Source organism: Pseudooceanicola marinus, assembly GCF_020177265.1.
In the GTDB taxonomy this organism is placed as follows: domain Bacteria; phylum Pseudomonadota; class Alphaproteobacteria; order Rhodobacterales; family Rhodobacteraceae; genus Pseudooceanicola; species Pseudooceanicola marinus_A.
In genome coordinates, this window is the sequence record NZ_JAIVMC010000002.1 from 1 (window position 1) to 17,301 (window position 17,301).

11 protein-coding genes and 1 pseudogene are annotated in these 17,301 nt (G+C 66.9%); 2 read left to right on the forward strand and 10 right to left on the reverse strand.

The genetic code is table 11. The annotated features are described in order from the left end of the window. A pseudogene (locus tag LC066_RS04505) lies at positions 1-146 on the reverse strand (electron transfer flavoprotein subunit beta/FixA family protein); the annotation flags it as partial. Positions 147-538: 392 nt separating this feature from the next. On the opposite strand from LC066_RS04505, the gene LC066_RS04510 reads away from it, so the two are divergent. Further along, positions 539-3,034: a GcvT family protein gene (locus LC066_RS04510; protein WP_224896758.1), complete on the forward strand. Its 2,496-nt coding sequence runs from the start codon at positions 539-541 to the stop codon at positions 3,032-3,034. A 193-nt stretch (positions 3,035-3,227) separates the two neighbouring features. Here LC066_RS04510 and LC066_RS04515 read toward each other — a convergent pair whose 3' ends face one another. The 8 genes from LC066_RS04515 to LC066_RS04550 all read right to left on the reverse strand — a co-directional run bounded on the left by LC066_RS04515 (position 3,228) and on the right by LC066_RS04550 (position 13,350). Then, positions 3,228-4,325, reverse strand: a complete 1,098-nt coding sequence (locus tag LC066_RS04515) for a BMP family ABC transporter substrate-binding protein (RefSeq protein ID WP_222476254.1) — start codon at positions 4,323-4,325, stop codon at positions 3,228-3,230. A gap of 56 nt (positions 4,326-4,381) precedes the next feature. Then, on the reverse strand, positions 4,382-5,302 hold the full coding sequence (locus tag LC066_RS04520) for an ABC transporter permease (protein WP_085886362.1): 921 nt from the start codon (positions 5,300-5,302) through the stop codon (positions 4,382-4,384). Next, a complete protein-coding gene (locus LC066_RS04525; protein ID WP_085886361.1) occupies positions 5,302-6,384 on the reverse strand; it encodes an ABC transporter permease in 1,083 nt (360 codons plus the stop codon). Before LC066_RS04525 ends, LC066_RS04520 begins: the two co-directional genes overlap by 1 nt. Before the next feature lie 102 nt (positions 6,385-6,486). After that, positions 6,487-8,004 carry an ABC transporter ATP-binding protein gene (locus tag LC066_RS04530; RefSeq protein ID WP_224896760.1) on the reverse strand — a complete coding sequence of 506 codons (1,518 nt, stop codon included), beginning with the start codon at positions 8,002-8,004 and terminating at the stop codon, positions 6,487-6,489. Next, positions 8,001-8,939, reverse strand: a complete 939-nt coding sequence (gene xdhC / locus LC066_RS04535) for a xanthine dehydrogenase accessory protein XdhC (RefSeq protein WP_224896761.1) — start codon at positions 8,937-8,939, stop codon at positions 8,001-8,003. Before xdhC ends, LC066_RS04530 begins: the two co-directional genes overlap by 4 nt. Further along, positions 8,932-11,364 carry a xanthine dehydrogenase molybdopterin binding subunit gene (xdhB, locus tag LC066_RS04540; RefSeq protein ID WP_224896763.1) on the reverse strand — a complete coding sequence of 811 codons (2,433 nt, stop codon included), beginning with the start codon at positions 11,362-11,364 and terminating at the stop codon, positions 8,932-8,934. Before xdhB ends, xdhC begins: the two co-directional genes overlap by 8 nt. After that, the gene (gene xdhA / locus LC066_RS04545; protein ID WP_224896835.1) at positions 11,361-12,728 is read right to left on the reverse strand and encodes a xanthine dehydrogenase small subunit; all 1,368 of its coding nucleotides are present in this window, start codon (positions 12,726-12,728) and stop codon (positions 11,361-11,363) included. The genes xdhB and xdhA overlap by 4 nt, the downstream gene beginning before the upstream one ends. A 157-nt stretch (positions 12,729-12,885) precedes the next feature. Next, the gene (locus LC066_RS04550) at positions 12,886-13,350 is read right to left on the reverse strand and encodes an SRPBCC family protein (protein ID WP_224896766.1); all 465 of its coding nucleotides are present in this window, start codon (positions 13,348-13,350) and stop codon (positions 12,886-12,888) included. A gap of 100 nt (positions 13,351-13,450) precedes the next feature. Here LC066_RS04550 and dnaE point away from each other — a divergent pair, with 100 nt between their 5' ends. Beyond that, the gene (gene dnaE, locus LC066_RS04555; RefSeq protein WP_224896768.1) at positions 13,451-16,963 is read left to right on the forward strand and encodes a DNA polymerase III subunit alpha; all 3,513 of its coding nucleotides are present in this window, start codon (positions 13,451-13,453) and stop codon (positions 16,961-16,963) included. 72 nt (positions 16,964-17,035) lie between these two features. Here the strand turns inward: dnaE and LC066_RS04560 are convergent, their stop codons facing one another. Further along, complete coding sequence (locus LC066_RS04560; protein ID WP_224896770.1) at positions 17,036-17,230, reverse strand: SlyX family protein; 195 nt, start codon at positions 17,228-17,230, stop codon at positions 17,036-17,038. Positions 17,231-17,301 lie beyond the last annotated feature (71 nt).

Genomic DNA, 17,301 nt, shown 5'->3' on the forward strand with positions numbered 1-17,301 from the left:
AGCCGGATCGCCTCTTCAACGGCGATCTCGTCGAACGGGTTCATCGACATCTTCACATTCGCAAGATCGACACCCGAACCGTCCGCTTTCACGCGAACCTTCACGTTGTAGTCGATCACGCGTTTGACAGGCACCAGCACCTTCATCGGCGGTCACTCCCTTTGCAACTGCGGCCCAGCTGGATTCGGCAAGGGCCATTCTTCTCCCCGGAGTTGATATAGGCTCGATCCCCGCGTTGACAGGCCAAAAGGGACGCTCTTCGGCACGGCAACGTCACGTTTTTTCCGCGATGCGGCGGTTGTTCCGCAGATCGGTGGGCCTATGAGGCCCGGGAACTGTGACCATGCATCCGGCTCATGAGATCCGCACGGCCGCGCATGGCGCCGGGGCCCGGGCGGGCCCGGGGCGGAAAAACGAAGCGGAATCGACGCGAGGTCGCATTCGGACGACTTTGCGTCGGCTGGACCCTTCGGAATCTGCCCGTGCTGCTAAAGCTGGGCCAGATAGCGTTCAGGCCGTGCTTCAGGGAAAGGTCATCATGAAAACCAACGTCAAAGCTCTCGTCGTCGGCGGTGGTGCCGTCGGCACTTCCATCGCCTACCATCTGGCCAAGGCCGGCTGGCAGGACGTGATGCTGCTGGAGCGGGACGAGCTGACCTCCGGCTCGACCTGGCACGCCGCCGGCCTGCTGCCGCTCTTCAACATGAGCTATGCCACCACCCACATCCACAAGTACTCGGTCGATTTCTACAAGACCCTGGAAGAAGAGACCGGGCTGAACGCCGGCTTCTCGGTCGTGGGCAACCTGCGCATGGCGCAGACCCAGGCGCGCATGGACGAATACATGGTCTATGCCACCACCGCCGAAACCTGCGACGTGCCCTACGAATGGATGACCCCGGCGCAGATCAAGGAGCGCTGGCCGCTGGTCAATGTCGAGGGCCTGAAGGGCGCGATCTTCCACCCCACCGACGGCTACATCAACCCCGCCGATGTCACCATGGCCATGGCCAAGGGCGCCCGTCAGCGCGGCGTGATGATCGAGCGGAAGTGGCAGGTGGACGGCTATCACTGGACCGGCGAGGCCTGGGAAGTGACCTGCACCAAGATGGTGGAGAAGGGCGGCAACCTCGTACCCTCCGAGGAGCAAATCGTCATCACCGCCGAGCATGTTGTCACCGCCACCGGCAACCACGCGCAGCGCACCGCGCGCCTGTTGGGTATCAAGACGCCTGCGATTCCGGTCGAGCACCAGTTCATCGTCACCGAGCCCGACCCCGCCCTGGTCGAATACCGCAAGCAGGGCGGCGAGGAGCACCCGGTGCTGCGCGATGCCGACGCCAAGTGGTACGTGCGCGAGGAACGTGGCGGCTGGATCCTCGGCCCCTATGAGCTGAACGCGCCGTCGCGCTTCCGCTTCGGGGTGCCCGACAGCTTCCGCGCCGACCTGTTCCCGCTGGATCTGGAGCGGATCGAGGAAGAGTACATGTCGATGATCCATCGTCTGCCATCTTCCGAAACCGTTGGTCTGAAAGACGATTTCAACGGCCCGATCTGCTATACTCCGGATGGCAACCCGCTGGTCGGCCCGGCGCCGGGGCTGCGCAACATGTGGCTGGCCGAGGGCTTCTCCTTCGGGATCACCGCCGCGGGCGGCACCGGCTATTACCTGGCGCAGATGATGGTCGAGGGCGAGGCCGAGATCGACATGGCGTCGCTCGACCCGAAACGCTACGGCGACTGGCAGACCAACGACTGGGCGGCGGCCAAGAACGAAGAGTCCTACGAGCACGTCTTCATCCTGCACCACCCCGATGAGGAGCGCGAAGCGGCGCGCCCCCTGCGCACTTCGCCCGCCTATGACCGCCAGAAGGCCGCCGGCGCGCAGTTCGGCTCCGTCAACGGCTGGGAACGCCCCAACTACTACGCGCCCGAAGGATTCGACGATCACGCTTCGCGCAGCTTCCGTCGTGGCGGCTGGTGGCAGTACGCCGTGGAGGAGGCCAAGGCCGTGCGCGAGGGCGTGGGCCTGATCGACGCCACCGCCTTCACCAAGCATACGGTGACCGGCAATGGCGCGACCGAGTTCCTTGATCGTTTCACCTGCAACAAGCTGCCCAAGGTCGGCCGCATCAACCTGACCTACGCGCTGACCACCGCCGGCACCACGCGCACCGAATACACCATCGTGCGCAACGGCGAGGACAATTACTACCTCGTCTCCGCCGGGGCCTGGGCGGCCTATGACCGCGACTACCTGCTGAAGGCGGCCGAGGATTTCATGGCCGAGACCGGCAAGCTGGTCATCGTGCAGGACGTCACGACCCAGTGGGGCGTCTTCGCGATCGCGGGCCCCAAATCCCGCGACGTTCTGAAGAAGCTGATCCGCGACGCGGAGCCCGAAACCGCGCTGTCCAACAAGCGCTTCCCCTGGCTGTCCGCGCGTCAGATCGAACTGGGCATGGTGCCGGTGAACGCTATCCGCGTCGCCTATACCGGCGAGCTGGGTTGGGAGCTGCATCACCCGATCGAGATGCAGAACCACCTGTGGGATGCGCTGGTCGCCGCCGGGGCCGAGTTCGACATGAAGCTGGTCGGCGCGCGTGCCCAGAACTGGCTGCGCCAGGAGAAGAGCTATCGCGCCTTCGGCAACGAGCTGGGCCGCGACGCGACCCCGGCCGAGGCTGACCTGCCGCGCTTCATCGACAGCTCGAAGGAGTTCTTCGGCAAGGCGGCGATGGAGGCCAAGGGCATCCGCTCGAAATGCGTCACCCTGCTGATCGATGGGCCCGAGGATGCCGATCCCTGGGGCCGCGAGGCGCTGTATCTGGACGGCACCAAGGTTGGCCGCCTGACCTCGGGCGGCTACTCGGTGGCCTTCGGCAAGTCCATCGGCATGGGCTACGTCAAACCGGAGCAGGCGGTCGTGGGCCAGAAGCTGAAGGTGAAGATGTTCGACCAGCTGTGGGATGCCGAGATCGTGGAGGACAGCCCCTACGATCCGAAGAACGCCACCATCCGCATGGACGGCTAAGGGCGGCGCCCGGGTTTCGGCCCTCCGGGCCGATGCCTCCGGCGGGAGTATTTTCAGCCATCGTATGAACAGGGCGCGTGCGGGCAACCGGGCGCGCCTTTTCGTATGTGGGGCGTTTGGGGCGGGCGCTGGATATGAAAACGCCCCGGCGGATGGATCCACCGGGGCGCTGCTGTCTGTCAGGCGGGGCCGCTTATTGCGGGACCGAGCCTTCGATGCCTTCGACGTAGAACATCATGCCGGCCAGGGTGCCGTCATCGGCCACTTCGCCCTCTTCCAGCCAGACGGAGCCGTCCTGCTTGTTGATCGGGCCGGTGAAGGGGTGGTACTCGCCCGAGGCGATCGCATCCTTGATCTCCAGCGCTTCGGCCTTCACGTCCTCGGGGACCACCTCGGTGATCTCGCCGATGCCGACCATGCCGGTGTCGATGCCTTCCCAGACGTTGTGGCTTTCCCAGGTGCCGTCCATGACCGCCTCGACGCGCTCGATGTAGTAGGGCGCCCAGTTGTCGATGATCGAGGACACGCGGGGGGAGGGGGCGTATTCCGCCATGTCACCCGCCTGGCCGAAGCCGATCACGCCACCGGCTTCCTGCGCGGCCGCCAGCGGCGCGGTGGAATCGGTGTGCTGCAGGATCACGTCGGCGCCCTGTTCGATCAGGGTGCGCGCCGCATCGGCCTCTTTCGCCGGGTCCATCCAGGTGTAGAGCCAGATGATCTTGAACTCGACGTCCGGGTTCACCTTCTTGGCGTGAAGGTAGGCGGAGTTGATGCCGCGCACCACTTCCGGAATCGGCACGGAAGCGATGTAGCCGATCACGTTGCTCTCGGTCATGTGGCCGGCGATGGTGCCCTGCACGGCGCGACCTTCGTAGAAGCGCGCGGAATAGGCGGCCATGTTGTCGCCGGTCTTGTAGCCGGTGGCATGCTCGAACTTCACGTCCGGGAACTTGGCCGCGACGTTCACCGTCGGGTCCATGTAGCCGAAGGAGGTGGAGAAAATGATGTCGGCGCCGTTCAGGGCCATCTGGGTCATCGCGCGTTCGGCGTCGGGGCCTTCGGGCACGTTCTCCTGGTAGACCAGCTCGACCTTGTCCGAGCCGATCTCCTCGACCATCTTCATCGCGGATTCATGGTGGTGCTGGGTCCAGCCGCCGTCATTGATCGGGCCGACGTAGACGAAGCCGACCTTGGTCACGTCGTCCTGCGCGAAGGCGGCGCCGGTGGACAGGGCGGTCATCGCGGCGGCCGTGGCGGCCCCGGCGAGGAAACTCCGTTTTTTCAGAAGCATTACAATCTCCCATTGCTTGGTTGTTTGGCCCCTTCGGGGCGCGATTTTGCCAGGCCTCACTGCGAGGCGTGGAAGGTGCGACCGAGGGAGGCAGGCGCCCCGCTGCGGTCGAAGGACATCAGGACCAGCACCACGATGGTGATCAGGTACGGGGACATGGAAAGGTATTCTGCGGGAATCGCAACCCCCGCCGCCTGCAGGTTCAGCTGCAGCACGGTGACGCCCCCGAAGAGGTAGGCGCCCAGGAGGACGCGCCAGGGTTTCCAGCTGGCGAAGACCACCAGCGCCAGGGCGATCCAGCCCACGCCGCCGGTCATCCCTTCGGTCCATTGCGGCACGCGGATCAGGCTGATGTAGGCCCCGCCCAGTCCAGCGCAGGCGCCGCCGAAGAGGATCGCCAGGATGCGGATGCGGATCACCTTGTAGCCAAGCGCATGGGCCGCGTCGTGGTTTTCGCCCACGGCCTTCAGGATCAGCCCGGCGCGGGTGTATTTCAGGAAGGCCCAGGTCAGCGCCACCAGGATCAGCCCGGCGTAGACCATCGGATCGTGGTTGAACAGGATCGGCCCGACGACCGGCAGATCGCTGAGCGGGCCGAAGTCGAGGCGCGGCGTGGGCGGCGGGCGGATGCCCACGTAGTTCTGCCCGATCAGCGACGACAGCCCCAGCCCGAACAGCGTCAGCGCCAGGCCCGAGGCGACCTGGTTGGCCAAGGCGAACTGGGTCAGCACGGCAAAGAGGAAGGACAGCACGGCCCCGCCGCCCGCCGCCGCCAGGAAGCCGAGGAAGGGCGATCCGGTGCCCACGGCCACGGCAAAGCCGCAGACCGCGCCGGTGATCATCATCCCTTCGACACCGAGGTTCAGCACACCGGCCTTTTCGGTGATCAGCTCGCCGATGGCGGCGATCATTACGGCGGTGGCCGCGACCATCAGCGAGGCGATGAGCAGGGCGGGATTGATCGCAGAGAAATCCATCAGGCGGTCTCCCCCAGGGTGATGCGGATACGGAAGTTGGTCAGCACGTCGACGGCCAGCAGGAAGAACAGCAGCATCCCCTGGAAGACCTGGATGGCAGCGGCCGGAAGCTGCAGCGCGCTTTGCGCTGCCTCGCCGCCGATGTAGGTCAGCGCCATCAGCAGACCCGCCAGCACGATGCCGATGGGATGCAGGCGCCCCAGGAAGGCTACGATGATCGCGGTGAACCCGTAGCCCACGTTGAACCCGGTGGTGATCTGGCCGGCGGGGCCCGCGACCTCGAACATGCCCGCAAGGCCCGCCAGCGCGCCGGCGGTGCCCATGCAGAACAGCACCAGCCGCGCCGGTTTCACGCCGGAGAACCGCGCGGCGCGCGGCGCCTCGCCGGTCAGCCGGATCTGGAAGCCCAGCAGGTGCCGGTTCAGCAGCACATAGGCCAGGATGGCGGCGATGAAGGCCGCGGCCACGCCCCAGTGCATGCCCGATCCGGCGATGATCTCGGTGTTATGGGCCGAAGGGTATTGTTGCAGGTTGCGCGAGCCGGGGAAGCCGAAGCCCTCGGGGTTTTTCATCGCGCCGATGGCCATTGCGGACAGGAAGTTCTCGGCCACGTAGACCAGCATCAGCGAGACAAGGATCTCGTTGGTGCCGAACTTCACCTTCAGAAGCGCCGGAATCATCGCCCAGGCCCAACCGCCAAGGGCGCCCGCGAGGATCATCAGCGGGAAGATCCACCAGGCTTCCAGCGGGTAGAGTGCCAGCGCGACACCGGCGCCCGCGATGGCGCCCATGATGTACTGTCCCTCGGCGCCGATGTTCCAGATTCCCGCCTTGAACCCCAGCGACAGGCCAAGCGCGATCAGGATCAGCGGCCCGCCCTTCACCAGAAGCTGCGGACGGTAGTAGAAGGCGAACTCGCCAAACAGCGGATCCCAGAAGATGATGCGGATCGCCGCCACCGGGTCCTTGCCCAGGATGGCAAACAGTAGCCCGCCGGCGACCATGGTGATCAGCACAGCGAGAACGGGCGTGATGTAGGACAGCGTCTTGGAGGGCTGCGGCCTCTTTTCCAGGAAGATCATGCGCGGCTCCCCCCGCGGGCGGGCGCGCGGCCCATCCCCTTCATCTCGTTCCAAATACTCATGCGACGGCCCGACAGGGACAGGCGGCCGAAAGCCTGGCGATCAGGCATGGGCCACCTCCATCCCGTGAGCGCCGCCCATCATCAGGCCGATCTCTTCCATGCTCAGCCCCTTGGCCGGCTTGATCTCCGACAGGCGGCCCTCGTTGAGGGCGGCGAAGTTGTCGGAGACCTCCATCAGCTCATCCAGGTCCTGGGAGATGACGATGACGGCCGTGCCGCCGGCGGCCAGATCGAGGATCGCCTGGCGGATGGTGGCAGCGGCGGCGGCATCGACGCCCCAGGTGGGCTGGTTCACGACCAGCACCTCGGGGCGCTGCATCACCTCGCGGCCGATGACGAATTTCTGCAGGTTGCCGCCCGACAGGGCACGCGCCACGGTCTCGGTCCCCGGTGTGCGCACGTCGAAACGCTCGATGATCGCCTCGGCAAAACTTTTCGCCTTGCCCCACTTGAGGAAGCCGTTGGACATCAGCCCCTCACGTTCCGCCCCGGTCAGCAGGGCGTTTTCGGTCAGGCTCATGTTGGGGGCGGCGGCGTGGCCCAGCCGTTCCTCTGGACCCGTCAGCAGGCCCATGCGGCGGCGGGGCGCGGGGCCCCGGGCACCGATCTCGGTCCCGTCCAGCACCACCATGCCGGGCGCGCTGGTGATCTCGCCCGACAGCGCGGCCAGCAGTTCGTCCTGCCCGTTGCCGGCGACACCGGCGAGGCCCAGGACCTCGCCCGCGCGCACCTCCAGCGTGATGTTCTTCAGCGAGGTGCCGAACTGGCTGGGGGAGGCGACCGACAGGTCCTTCAGCGCCAGACGCACATCGCCCGGCGTCGTCGGCTCTCGTTCGGGGCGGTGCAGCTCGCTGCCCACCATCATCTCGGCCATCTGCGCCGCCGTCACCTCGCGCGGGGTGCAGGTGCCCACCTTCTTGCCCAGTCGCAGGATCGTCGCCTCGTCACACAGCGCGCGGATCTCTTCCAGCTTGTGCGAGATGTAGAGGATCGAGGTCCCCTCGGACTTTAGCTTGCGCAGGGTGGCGAACAGGATCTCCACCTCCTGCGGGGTCAGCACGCTGGTCGGCTCGTCCATGATAAGCAGTTTCGGGTCCTGCAGCAGGCAGCGGATGATCTCAACCCGCTGACGTTCCCCGGCCGACAGGTCGCCGACCAGGCGCCAGGGGTCCAGCGGCAGCCCGTATTGTTCCGAGACGGTGCGGATGCGCTCGGCCAATTCCCGGGTCTTCGGCGGCTCGGCCATGCCAAGCGCCACGTTCTCGGCCACGTTCAGCGCGTCGAAGAGGCTGAAGTGCTGGAACACCATGGCCACGCCGCGCGCCCGCGCTTCCTGCGGCTCGGACGGCTCGTAGGCGGTGCCCTTGAAGGCCATATCGCCACTGTCGGGCTTCACCAGGCCATAGATCATCTTCACCAGGGTCGACTTGCCCGCGCCATTCTCCCCCAGCAAGGCGTGCACCTCGCCCTCCTGGATGTTGAAGGACACGTCGTCATTGGCGACCACCCCCGGGTAGGCCTTTGTCAGGCCCACGATTTTCAACAGCGTCCCCGTCACGCGGTTCTCCCCCTCTTGGCGTCTTGTCGCGCCGTGCGTCCCAGTATCTCGGCGGCCACGCCGACCGCAATCTCCTGCGGGTGCTTCCCGAAGGAAGGTTGACCAATTGGACAGGAAATGCCCGCAATCCGGGCAGGCTCATGTCCAAGGGCGGCCAGGCGTTTGCGGAACCGGGCCCATTTGCTGGCCGAGCCGATCAGCCCGCAGGCGGCGAAGCCCCGACGCAGCAGGGCATCGCATAGCGCCAGGTCCAGCGCATGGGAATAGGTCAGGATCAGATGTTCGGCCGTGACAGGCGCATGGGGCACCAGACGCGCCGGATCGGCGGCGGGCAACATGGTCACGTCCTCGGGGATATGCTCGGGGAAGCGGTCGCGCGCGGTATCTACCCAGGTCACCTCGATCCCCGGCAGTGGGGCCAGCGTGGCGACAATGGCGCGGCCCACGTGACCGGCGCCCCAGACCCAGATCGGGCGGGCGGCGCGCGCCAGCGGCTCGATCATCCAGCCCTCGCGCATCTGTGCCTCGGGGGGCGTGCCTTGGGCGCGGGCCTCGGCCAGCAGGCGCTTGACGGCAAAGGGCATCCCGGGCGTGCTGCCGGGCAGGGGGCGGGCATGCAGGTCGCCCTCCAGATCCTCCAGCCGCTTGGCATCCCAGACCTCGTAAAGCAGGGTGACAGCCCCGCCGCAGCACTGCCCCAGGTCGGGCCCAAGTGCGCGCCGGTCCAGCTGGTCCGCGTTCAGGCCTTGCGCCCGCCGGATCGCCTCATGTTCCAGCGTGCCGCCGCCGATGGTGCCGTCCAGAAGGCCCGCGGGGCCGACGATCATCGCCGCCCCTACCTCGCGCGGGACCGAGCCGCGGGTGTCCGCGACGACGACCCGCACCACCCGGGGAACCTGCGCCAAAGCGCGCGCGAGGGCCGCGCGGTCAAGCATTCTTCACCCTGTCGATGGCATCCAGCACCCGTTCCGGCGTGGCCGGCGCATCGAGGCAGGGATAGGTGGTCCCACAGGCCGCCACCGCGTCCGACAGGGCCAGCAGGGCCGAGATGCCCAGCATGAAGGGCGGCTCGCCCACGGCCTTCGAGCGATAGATGGTGGCCGCCGGGTTCGGCTCATCCCAGAGCGCCACGTTGAAGACACGGGGCCGGTCGGAACAGGCAGGGATCTTGTAGGTCGAGGGCGCATGCGTGCGCAGCCGCCCCTTGCCGTCCCAGACCAGTTCCTCGGTGGTCAGCCAGCCCGCGCCCTGCACGTAGCCGCCTTCCACCTGGCCGATGTCCAGCGCCGGGTTCAGCGAGGCGCCCGCGTCATGCAGGATGTCGGTGCGCAGGATGCGGTATTCGCCGGTCAGCGTGTCGACGACCACTTCGGTCAGCGCGGCGCCATGGGCGAAGTAGAAGAATGGCCGCCCGGCGCCCTTGATGCGGTCCCAGTTCAGCTCCGGTGTCTTGTAGAACCCGGTGGCCGAGAGGCTGACCTGCGCCTCGTAGGTCAGCTGCGCCGCCTTGGCGAAGGGCATCTCGTTGCCGCCCGCGTGGACCATGCCGTCGGCAAAGCTCACTTCCTCGACGGCCACCTGATGCAGCTCGGCCACCACGGCGGCGATGCGGTCGCGGATCGTGTCGCAGGCGGCCTTCACCGCCATGCCGTTCAGGTCGGAGCCCGACGAGGCCGCCGTGGCCGAGGTGTTGGGCACCTTGGCCGTGTCGGTGGCGGTGATGCGCACGTCTTCCATCCCGATGCCGAAGCGCGAGGCGGCCACCTGGGCCACCTTCTGGAACAGGCCCTGGCCCATTTCCGTGCCGCCGTGGTTCAGGTGCACCGACCCGTCCTGGTAGACATGCACCAGCGCGCCGGCCTGGTTCAGGTGGCTCAGGGTGAAGGAGATACCGAATTTCACCGGGCTGAACCCCAGCCCCTTCTTCAGCACCGGATTGTTTGCGTTCCAGGCCTCGATCGCCGCCTTGCGCGCGGGGTAGTCGGAGCTCTCCAGCAGCTTTGCGGTCAGCCGGTGCAGGACGAAATCCTCCACCTTCATGCCATAGGGCGTGGTCTGCCCTTCGGTTGCGGCTTCGGGGGTGCCCTCCACGGGGAAGGCGCCTGCTGCCCCGCGCGAGGCCACATCCATTTCCTGGTCGGAAGTATCCCGGGGGGCGGCCGCAGGCCGGGGGGCAGCGCCCCCTGCGGACGGCGCCGCATCCAGCGGACGGTCGGCATAGTAGTTCACCCGCCGCACCTCGACCGGGTCGAGCCGCAGGTCATGGGCGATATGGTCGATGACGCGCTCGATACCGACCACGCCCTGCGGGCCGCCGAAGCCGCGATAGGCAGTGGCGGAACACATGTTGGTGCGCAGCCGGTGGCTTTCGATCCGGGCGTGCGGCAGCAGGTAGGCGTTGTCGGCGTGCAGCATGGCGCGGTCGGCCACGGCCAGGGTCAGATCCTGGGACCAGCCGGCGCGGGTGTACTGGCGGAAATCGACGCCCAGGATACGGCCCGTGTCATCGACGCCGACGGTGTAGTCGATGCGGAAATCATGGCGCTTGCCGGTGATCTGCATGTCGTCGTCGCGGTCGTAGCGCATCTTGGCGGGCCGCCCCGTGAGGCTGGCCACGACGGCGCAGGCCACGGCCAGCGCGTTGCCCTGGCTTTCCTTCCCGCCGAAGCCCCCGCCCATGCGGCGGCTTTCGACGCGCACGGCATGCATCGGGCGCCCGATGGCCTCGGCCACCTTGTGCTGGATCTCGGTCGGGTGCTGGGTCGAGGAGTTGACGATCACGTCGCCGTTTTCCTGCGGCAGGGCAAGGGCCGCCTGGCCTTCGAGGTAGAAATGCTCCTGCCCTCCCATCTCGATCCGGCCCTCGATGATGCGGGGGGCGGATTTGATCGCGGCCTCGGCATCGCCCTTGGACCAGACCAGCGGCGGGTATTCGATGTAGCTCTCGGCCTCCAGCGCCTCTTCCACGGTCAGGATCGGTGCCTCTTCCGCGATCTCCACCTTGGCGCGCGCCGCGGCATGGCGCGCGGCGTGGTGCGAGGTGGCGGCGACGAGGAAGATCGGCTGGCCCACGTAGTTCACGCGACCGGTCGACAGCAGCGGCTCGTCATGGACGGGGGCCGAGGCCACGTCGTTGGCGAAGGGCAGGTCGGCGGCCTCGTAGACGGCGACCACGCCCGGCGCGGCGCGCACCGCGTCGAGGTCGATCGCGGTGATCTGGCCGCGCGCCACGGCGGAGGTGCCGAAGGCCAGGTGCAGCGTGTTCGCCGGCAGCGGGATGTCGTCGATGTAGCGGGCGCGGCCCGTGACATGCAGCGGGCCGGAATCATGGGGCAGGGGCTTGCGCACTTGTTCGGTCATGCCTCGATCTCCAGCACGTCAACGCTCTGGCCCAGGTCGGCCAGCAAGTAGCGGGTCAGCATGTTGCGGGCCGCGGTCAGCCGGTAGCGGGCCGAGGCGCGCATGTCGGACATTGGGGTGAAATCCGCCGCCCATTCCCCGGCGATGGCCGCCAGCGTGTCCTGGGTCCAGGGTTTGCCCAGCAGGGCGGATTCGACGTTGCGGGCGCGTTTCGGGATGCCGGCCATGCCGCCGAAGGCGATGCGTGCGGCGGTGACGATCTCGTCCTCCACCGTGATGCTGAAGCAGCCGCAGACGGCGGAGATGTCCTGGTCGAACCGTTTCGACAGCTTGTAGCAGGCCAGCCGGTCGGGCTGACGTGGGATCGTCACGGCCTCGACGAACTCGCCCTCGGCACGGTCCTGCTTGCCGTAGTCGAGGAAGAACTCCTCCAGCGGGATCGCACGCCGGGTGTCGCCCCGGCGCAGGTGCAGCGTGGCGTCCAGCGCGATCAGCGCGGGCGGGCCGTCCCCGATGGGGGAGCCGTTGGCGATATTGCCGCCCACGGTCGCGGCATTGCGCACCTGGACGGAGGCAAAGCGGCGCAGCATGGCGGCGAGACCCGGATGGTAGGGCGCGATCTCGGGCAGAAGCTCGGCCCAGGTGACCATGGCGCCGATGCGGATCTCGTCCTCGCTGACCGTCACGCCCTTCAGGTCCGCACAGCGGTTGAGGAAGGCGACCTCGCCCAGGTCGCGCATCAGCTTGGTGACATGCAGGCCCAGGTCCGTGGCGCCCGCGACCAGGGTCGCCTCTGGGTGATCGACGTACCAGGCGGCCAGTTGGTCGGCCGTCTCGGGCTGGAAGGCGGGGCCGGGGGCGTCCACCGGCATCTTGAAGGTCGTCGGCAGGTGGGCGGGCGCGGGTTTCGCCGCCGTCTCCTCCGCCGCGCGGATGATCGGTGCATAGCCGGTGCAGCGGCAGAGGTTGCCGGCCAGGGTCAGGTCGTGATCGGTCTCGCCGGTCAGCTGTGCCGTGGCCATGGAAACCGTGAAGCCCGGGGTGCAGAAACCGCATTGCGAGCCGTGGTGATCCACCATCGCCTGCTGCACGGGATGCAGCCCGCCCGAGGGCGGCGCCAGCCCTTCGACCGTGGTTACGGCCTTGCCCTGCAACTGCGGCAGGAACAGGATGCAGGCATTCAGCGCACGCGGCCCGCTTTCATCCGTCACCATGACGGTACAGGCGCCGCAATCGCCTTCGTTGCAACCTTCCTTGGTGCCTGTCAGGCCGCGCTCGATGCGCAGCCAGTCAAGCAGCGTCATCGTGGGCTCGGCCCCTGTCAGGTCCACCCGGTCTCCGTTCAGGTGAAAGGAGAGTGTCATATTGGTCATCACCGCCGCACTACCGTTGCGCCGTTCGTGCCTCTCCGATGCGGCGTAGGAGTGGCGGCGTTCCCCGTGTTGCAGCCCAGAAAAGCGGCGATGGCGCGGCTTGGCAAGCAATTACCGCCTGTATACTGCTGCTTTTTCGGGCGGCTGCCTAGGTCTTGATCTTTGCCGCCAGGGTGGCAAGCTGGTCCGTCGCGGCACCCCAGCCCTCGTGAAATCCCATGTCCAGATGGCGCTGGCGGGCGTCGGGCGTGGCATGCAGCACGGTGGCGGAATAGCGCGTGCCGCCGTCGATCTGCGCGAGGGAGATGATGGCCGTCATGAACCCCTCTGCCGTGGGCCGGAACCCGGCGCCGAGCGCATCGGTGAAGGCCAGCATCTGCCCGGACGCGGCGGCCAGCACGCAGCCTTCGGAGGCGACCTCCTCGCCCTCTGGCAGGCGCATCCGGGTGAAGAACCTCCCCCCGGCGCGGGCCTCGATCACCGCTTCGACCGTTTCCACCGGCGCCGGCGCGAACCATTGGCACAGCAGGTGCGGTTCCGTCCAGCAGCGCCAGATCGCGCCCGGCGGGGCGGCGATGTCGCGGCGCAGGGAGAGGTCTCGGGTCTCGTCCATCGGGGGCCTCCGGTTGGCTGCCCGGCAACTATGGCGGGCCGGGGCGCATGGGGCAAGCACGGCTCTTGTTGGCCCCGTCCGCCGCGCCTAGAACTGGGGGATGAGCGATCCCCGATTCATCCACCTCCGCGTCCATACCGAATATTCCCTGCTGGAAGGGGCCGTGCGGCTGAAGAAGCTGCCGGGCCTGTGCCAGAAGATGGAAATGCCCGCCGTCGCCGTGACGGATACCAACAACTGCTTCGCGGCGCTGGAATTTTCCGTGACCGCCAGCGGGCAGGGGGTGCAGCCGATCATCGGCTGCCAGGTCTCCGTCGCCTGGCACGAACCGCAGCCGGGGGAACGGGCGCAGCCCCCGGGCCCGGTCGTCCTGCTGGCGCAGAACGAACGCGGCTACGAGAACATCATGAAGCTGAACTCGTGCCTCTACGTCGACAAGCACGGGGCGCTGCCCACCGTCTCCCTGGCGGAACTGGAGCAACACTCCGACGGCCTGATCTGCCTGACCGGCGGCCCCGACGGCCCCGTGGGGGCGCTGTTGCAGACCGGGCACCGCCCCGAGGCGCAGGCGATGATGGATCGCTTTGCGCGGGCCTTCCCCGACCGTCTTTACGTCGAGCTGCAGCGTCACCCCGAGGACGGCGGCCTGCCGCAGGCCGAGCAGATGACCGAGCGCGGCTTCGTCGAAATGGCCTATGCCATGGACCTGCCGCTGGTCGCCACCAACGACGTCTACTTCCCCACCACGGACATGTACGAGGCGCATGATGCGCTGATCTGTATCGCCGAGGGCGCCTATGTCGATCAGGCGGAGCCGCGCCGCCGGCTGACGCCGCAGCACTACTTCAAGTCGCCGCAGGAGATGGCGACGCTGTTCGCCGATCTGCCCGAGGCGATCGAGAACACTGTCGAGATCGCCCGCCGCTGTGCCTTCATGGCCTACCGCCGCGACCCGATCCTGCCGAAGTTCGCGGACGACGAGGTGGAGGAACTGCGCCGTCAGGCCAACGAGGGCCTGAAGAACCGGCTGGAGGTGATCCCCCATGCAGTGCCGGTCGAGGAATACCAGAAGCGGCTGGATTTCGAGCTGGGCATCATCGAGGGGATGGGCTTCCCCGGCTACTTCCTGATCGTTGCCGATTTCATCAAGTGGGCCAAGGACCACGACATTCCGGTGGGGCCGGGGCGGGGCTCGGGCGCCGGCTCGCTGGTGGCCTATGCGCTGACCATCACCGACCTTGATCCGCTGCGCTACAGCCTGCTGTTCGAACGCTTCCTGAACCCGGAACGTGTGTCGATGCCCGACTTCGACATCGACTTCTGCATGGACCGTCGCGAAGAGGTGATCCGCTACGTGCAGGAGAAATACGGCCGCGACAAGGTGGGGCAGATCATCACCTTCGGTGCGCTGCTGTCGAAGGCCGCGGTGCGCGACGTCGGTCGGGTTCTGCAGCTGCCCTACGGGCAGGTCGACCGGCTGTCGAAACTGATCCCGGTGGAAGGGGTGAAACCCGTTTCCATCGAACAGGCGCTGCGGGACGAACCGCGCCTGGCCGAAGAGGCCCGCAACGAGGAGGTGGTGAACCGCCTGCTGACCTACGGCCAGCAGGTCGAGGGGCTTCTGCGGAACGCCTCCACCCACGCCGCAGGTGTGGTCATCGCCGACCGGCCCACGGATGAGCTGGTGCCGCTCTACCAGGATCCGCGGTCGGACATGCCGGCCACGCAGTTCAACATGAAATGGGTCGAACAGGCCGGTCTGGTGAAGTTCGACTTCCTGGGTCTGAAGACCCTGACCGTGATCCAGAACGCCATTCAGCAGATCCACCGCTCTGGCCGCGACCTGCATATCGCCGCCGATGGCACCCAGCTGTATGAACCCACGCCGGGCGGCGAGAACCAGATCAACCTGATCCCGCTGGACGACGAGAAAACCTACAAGCTTTACGCCCGCGCCAAGACGGTGGCCGTGTTCCAGGTGGAATCCACCGGCATGATGGACGCGCTGAAGCAGATGAAACCCACCTGCATCGAGGACATCGTGGCGCTGGTGGCGCTCTACCGTCCCGGTCCGATGGAAAACATCCCCGTCTATTGCGAGGTGAAGAACGGCCAGCGCGAGATCACCTCGGTCCACGAGTCGATCGACCATATCCTGGCGGAAACCCAGGGCATCATCGTCTACCAGGAACAGGTGATGCAGATCGCCCAGGAAATGGCGGGCTACTCGCTGGGGGGCGCCGACCTGCTGCGCCGCGCCATGGGCAAGAAGATCAAGGAGGCGATGGACGCCGAACGTCCCAAGTTCGAGGCGGGGGCCGCCAAGAACGGGGTGGACAAGAAGAAGGCGACCGAGGTCTTCGACCTTCTGGAGAAATTCGCCAACTACGGCTTCAACAAATCCCACGCCGCCGCCTATGCGGTGGTCAGCTATTACACCGCCTGGCTGAAGGCCAACCACCCGGTGGAGTTCATGGCCGGGGTCATGAACTGCGATATCCATCTGACGGATAAGCTGACCATCTATTTCCAGGAGGTGAAGAAGGGGCTCGAACTGCCCTACGTGCCGCCCTGCGTGAACCGCTCGGACGCCATGTTCAAGGTGGTGGACGGCGCGCTGGTCTATGGCCTGGGGGCGCTGAAGAACGTCGGTGTCGAGGCGATGAAGCTGGTCGAACTGGGCCGGATGCAGGAAGGTGGCGGCGAGAAACCCTTTGCCACGGTCTTCGATTTCGCCCGCCGGGTCGAGCTGAAGAAGGTCGGCAAGCGGCCGTTGGAAATGCTGGCCCGCGCCGGTGCTTTCGATGAGCTGGACCGCAACCGCCGCCGGATCTTCGAGAGCCTGGAGCCGCTGATGGCCTATTCGGCCGCCTTCTGGGAACAGAAAAGCTCCAACCAGGTGTCGCTGTTCGGCGATGCGGGGGACGACCTGCCCGAACCGCGCCTGGCGCCGGTCAACGACTGGATGCCCGCGGAACGGCTGGCGGAAGAGTTCAAGGCCATCGGGTTCTACCTGTCCGGCCATCCGCTGGACGACTACATGGGCGCGCTGAAGCGCAAGCAGGTGAAGACGCTGGACGAGGTGCACAAGCTGGCCATGGATCAGCCGGTGATCGCCAAGCTGGCGGGCATCGTCACCGGCCGGCAGGAGCGGAAGTCGGCCCGCGGCAACCGGTTCGCCTTTGCCCAGCTGAGCGACCCGACAGGCGCCTACGAAGTCACAATCTTCTCCGAGACGCTGGAGAAGTCGCGCGACTTCCTCGAAAACGGGTCGAAGGTGGTGATCCAGGTGGAGGCCAACGTCGAAGCCGACCAGCTGAAGCTGCTGGCGCGCTCCATCGCGCCGATGGATGGCGTGGTGACGGATGCCGGCGCCGTGGGGCTGAAGATCTTCATCGAGGGGACGGAGGCGATCCCCTCGGTCGCCACGGTGCTGCAGGGATCCGTGGAAACGGTGCGCGGGGTGACCAAGGGGCCGATCCTGTTCTGTCTGATGGATCCGGCCCTGCCCGGCGAGGTGGAGGTCGACGCCCATGCCGAGTTCGCGGTGACGCCCCAGATCAAGGGGGCGATCAAGTCGCTGCCGGGGGTGCTGGCGGTCGAAGAGGTCTGACGGCGCGGGGGCCGGGTTGGGCCCGGTCCCTGCGATCTGCTTTGCGGGCTGGGGTCGTCGCAGTCCGGGGCGTCAGTAGTGCGGGGGGCGTTCGTCACCGATGAACAGGCCGCCGGCGGCATTGGCCTCGCGCTCGGCCTCGCGTTCCATCAGAAGCTGGACCCGGCGGGTCAGCATCATGATCTCTCCCTGTTGCCGCGTGATCGTGTCGGACATATCGTCGACCGCCCGGGTCAGGTGCGCGATCTTCTCTTCCAGGGCCGTCATTCATTATCCTCCGAAACCGGTAAACACTGCCCGGCGAGGAGGCCGGGGCCTGTGACTCTAGCACGTCCATA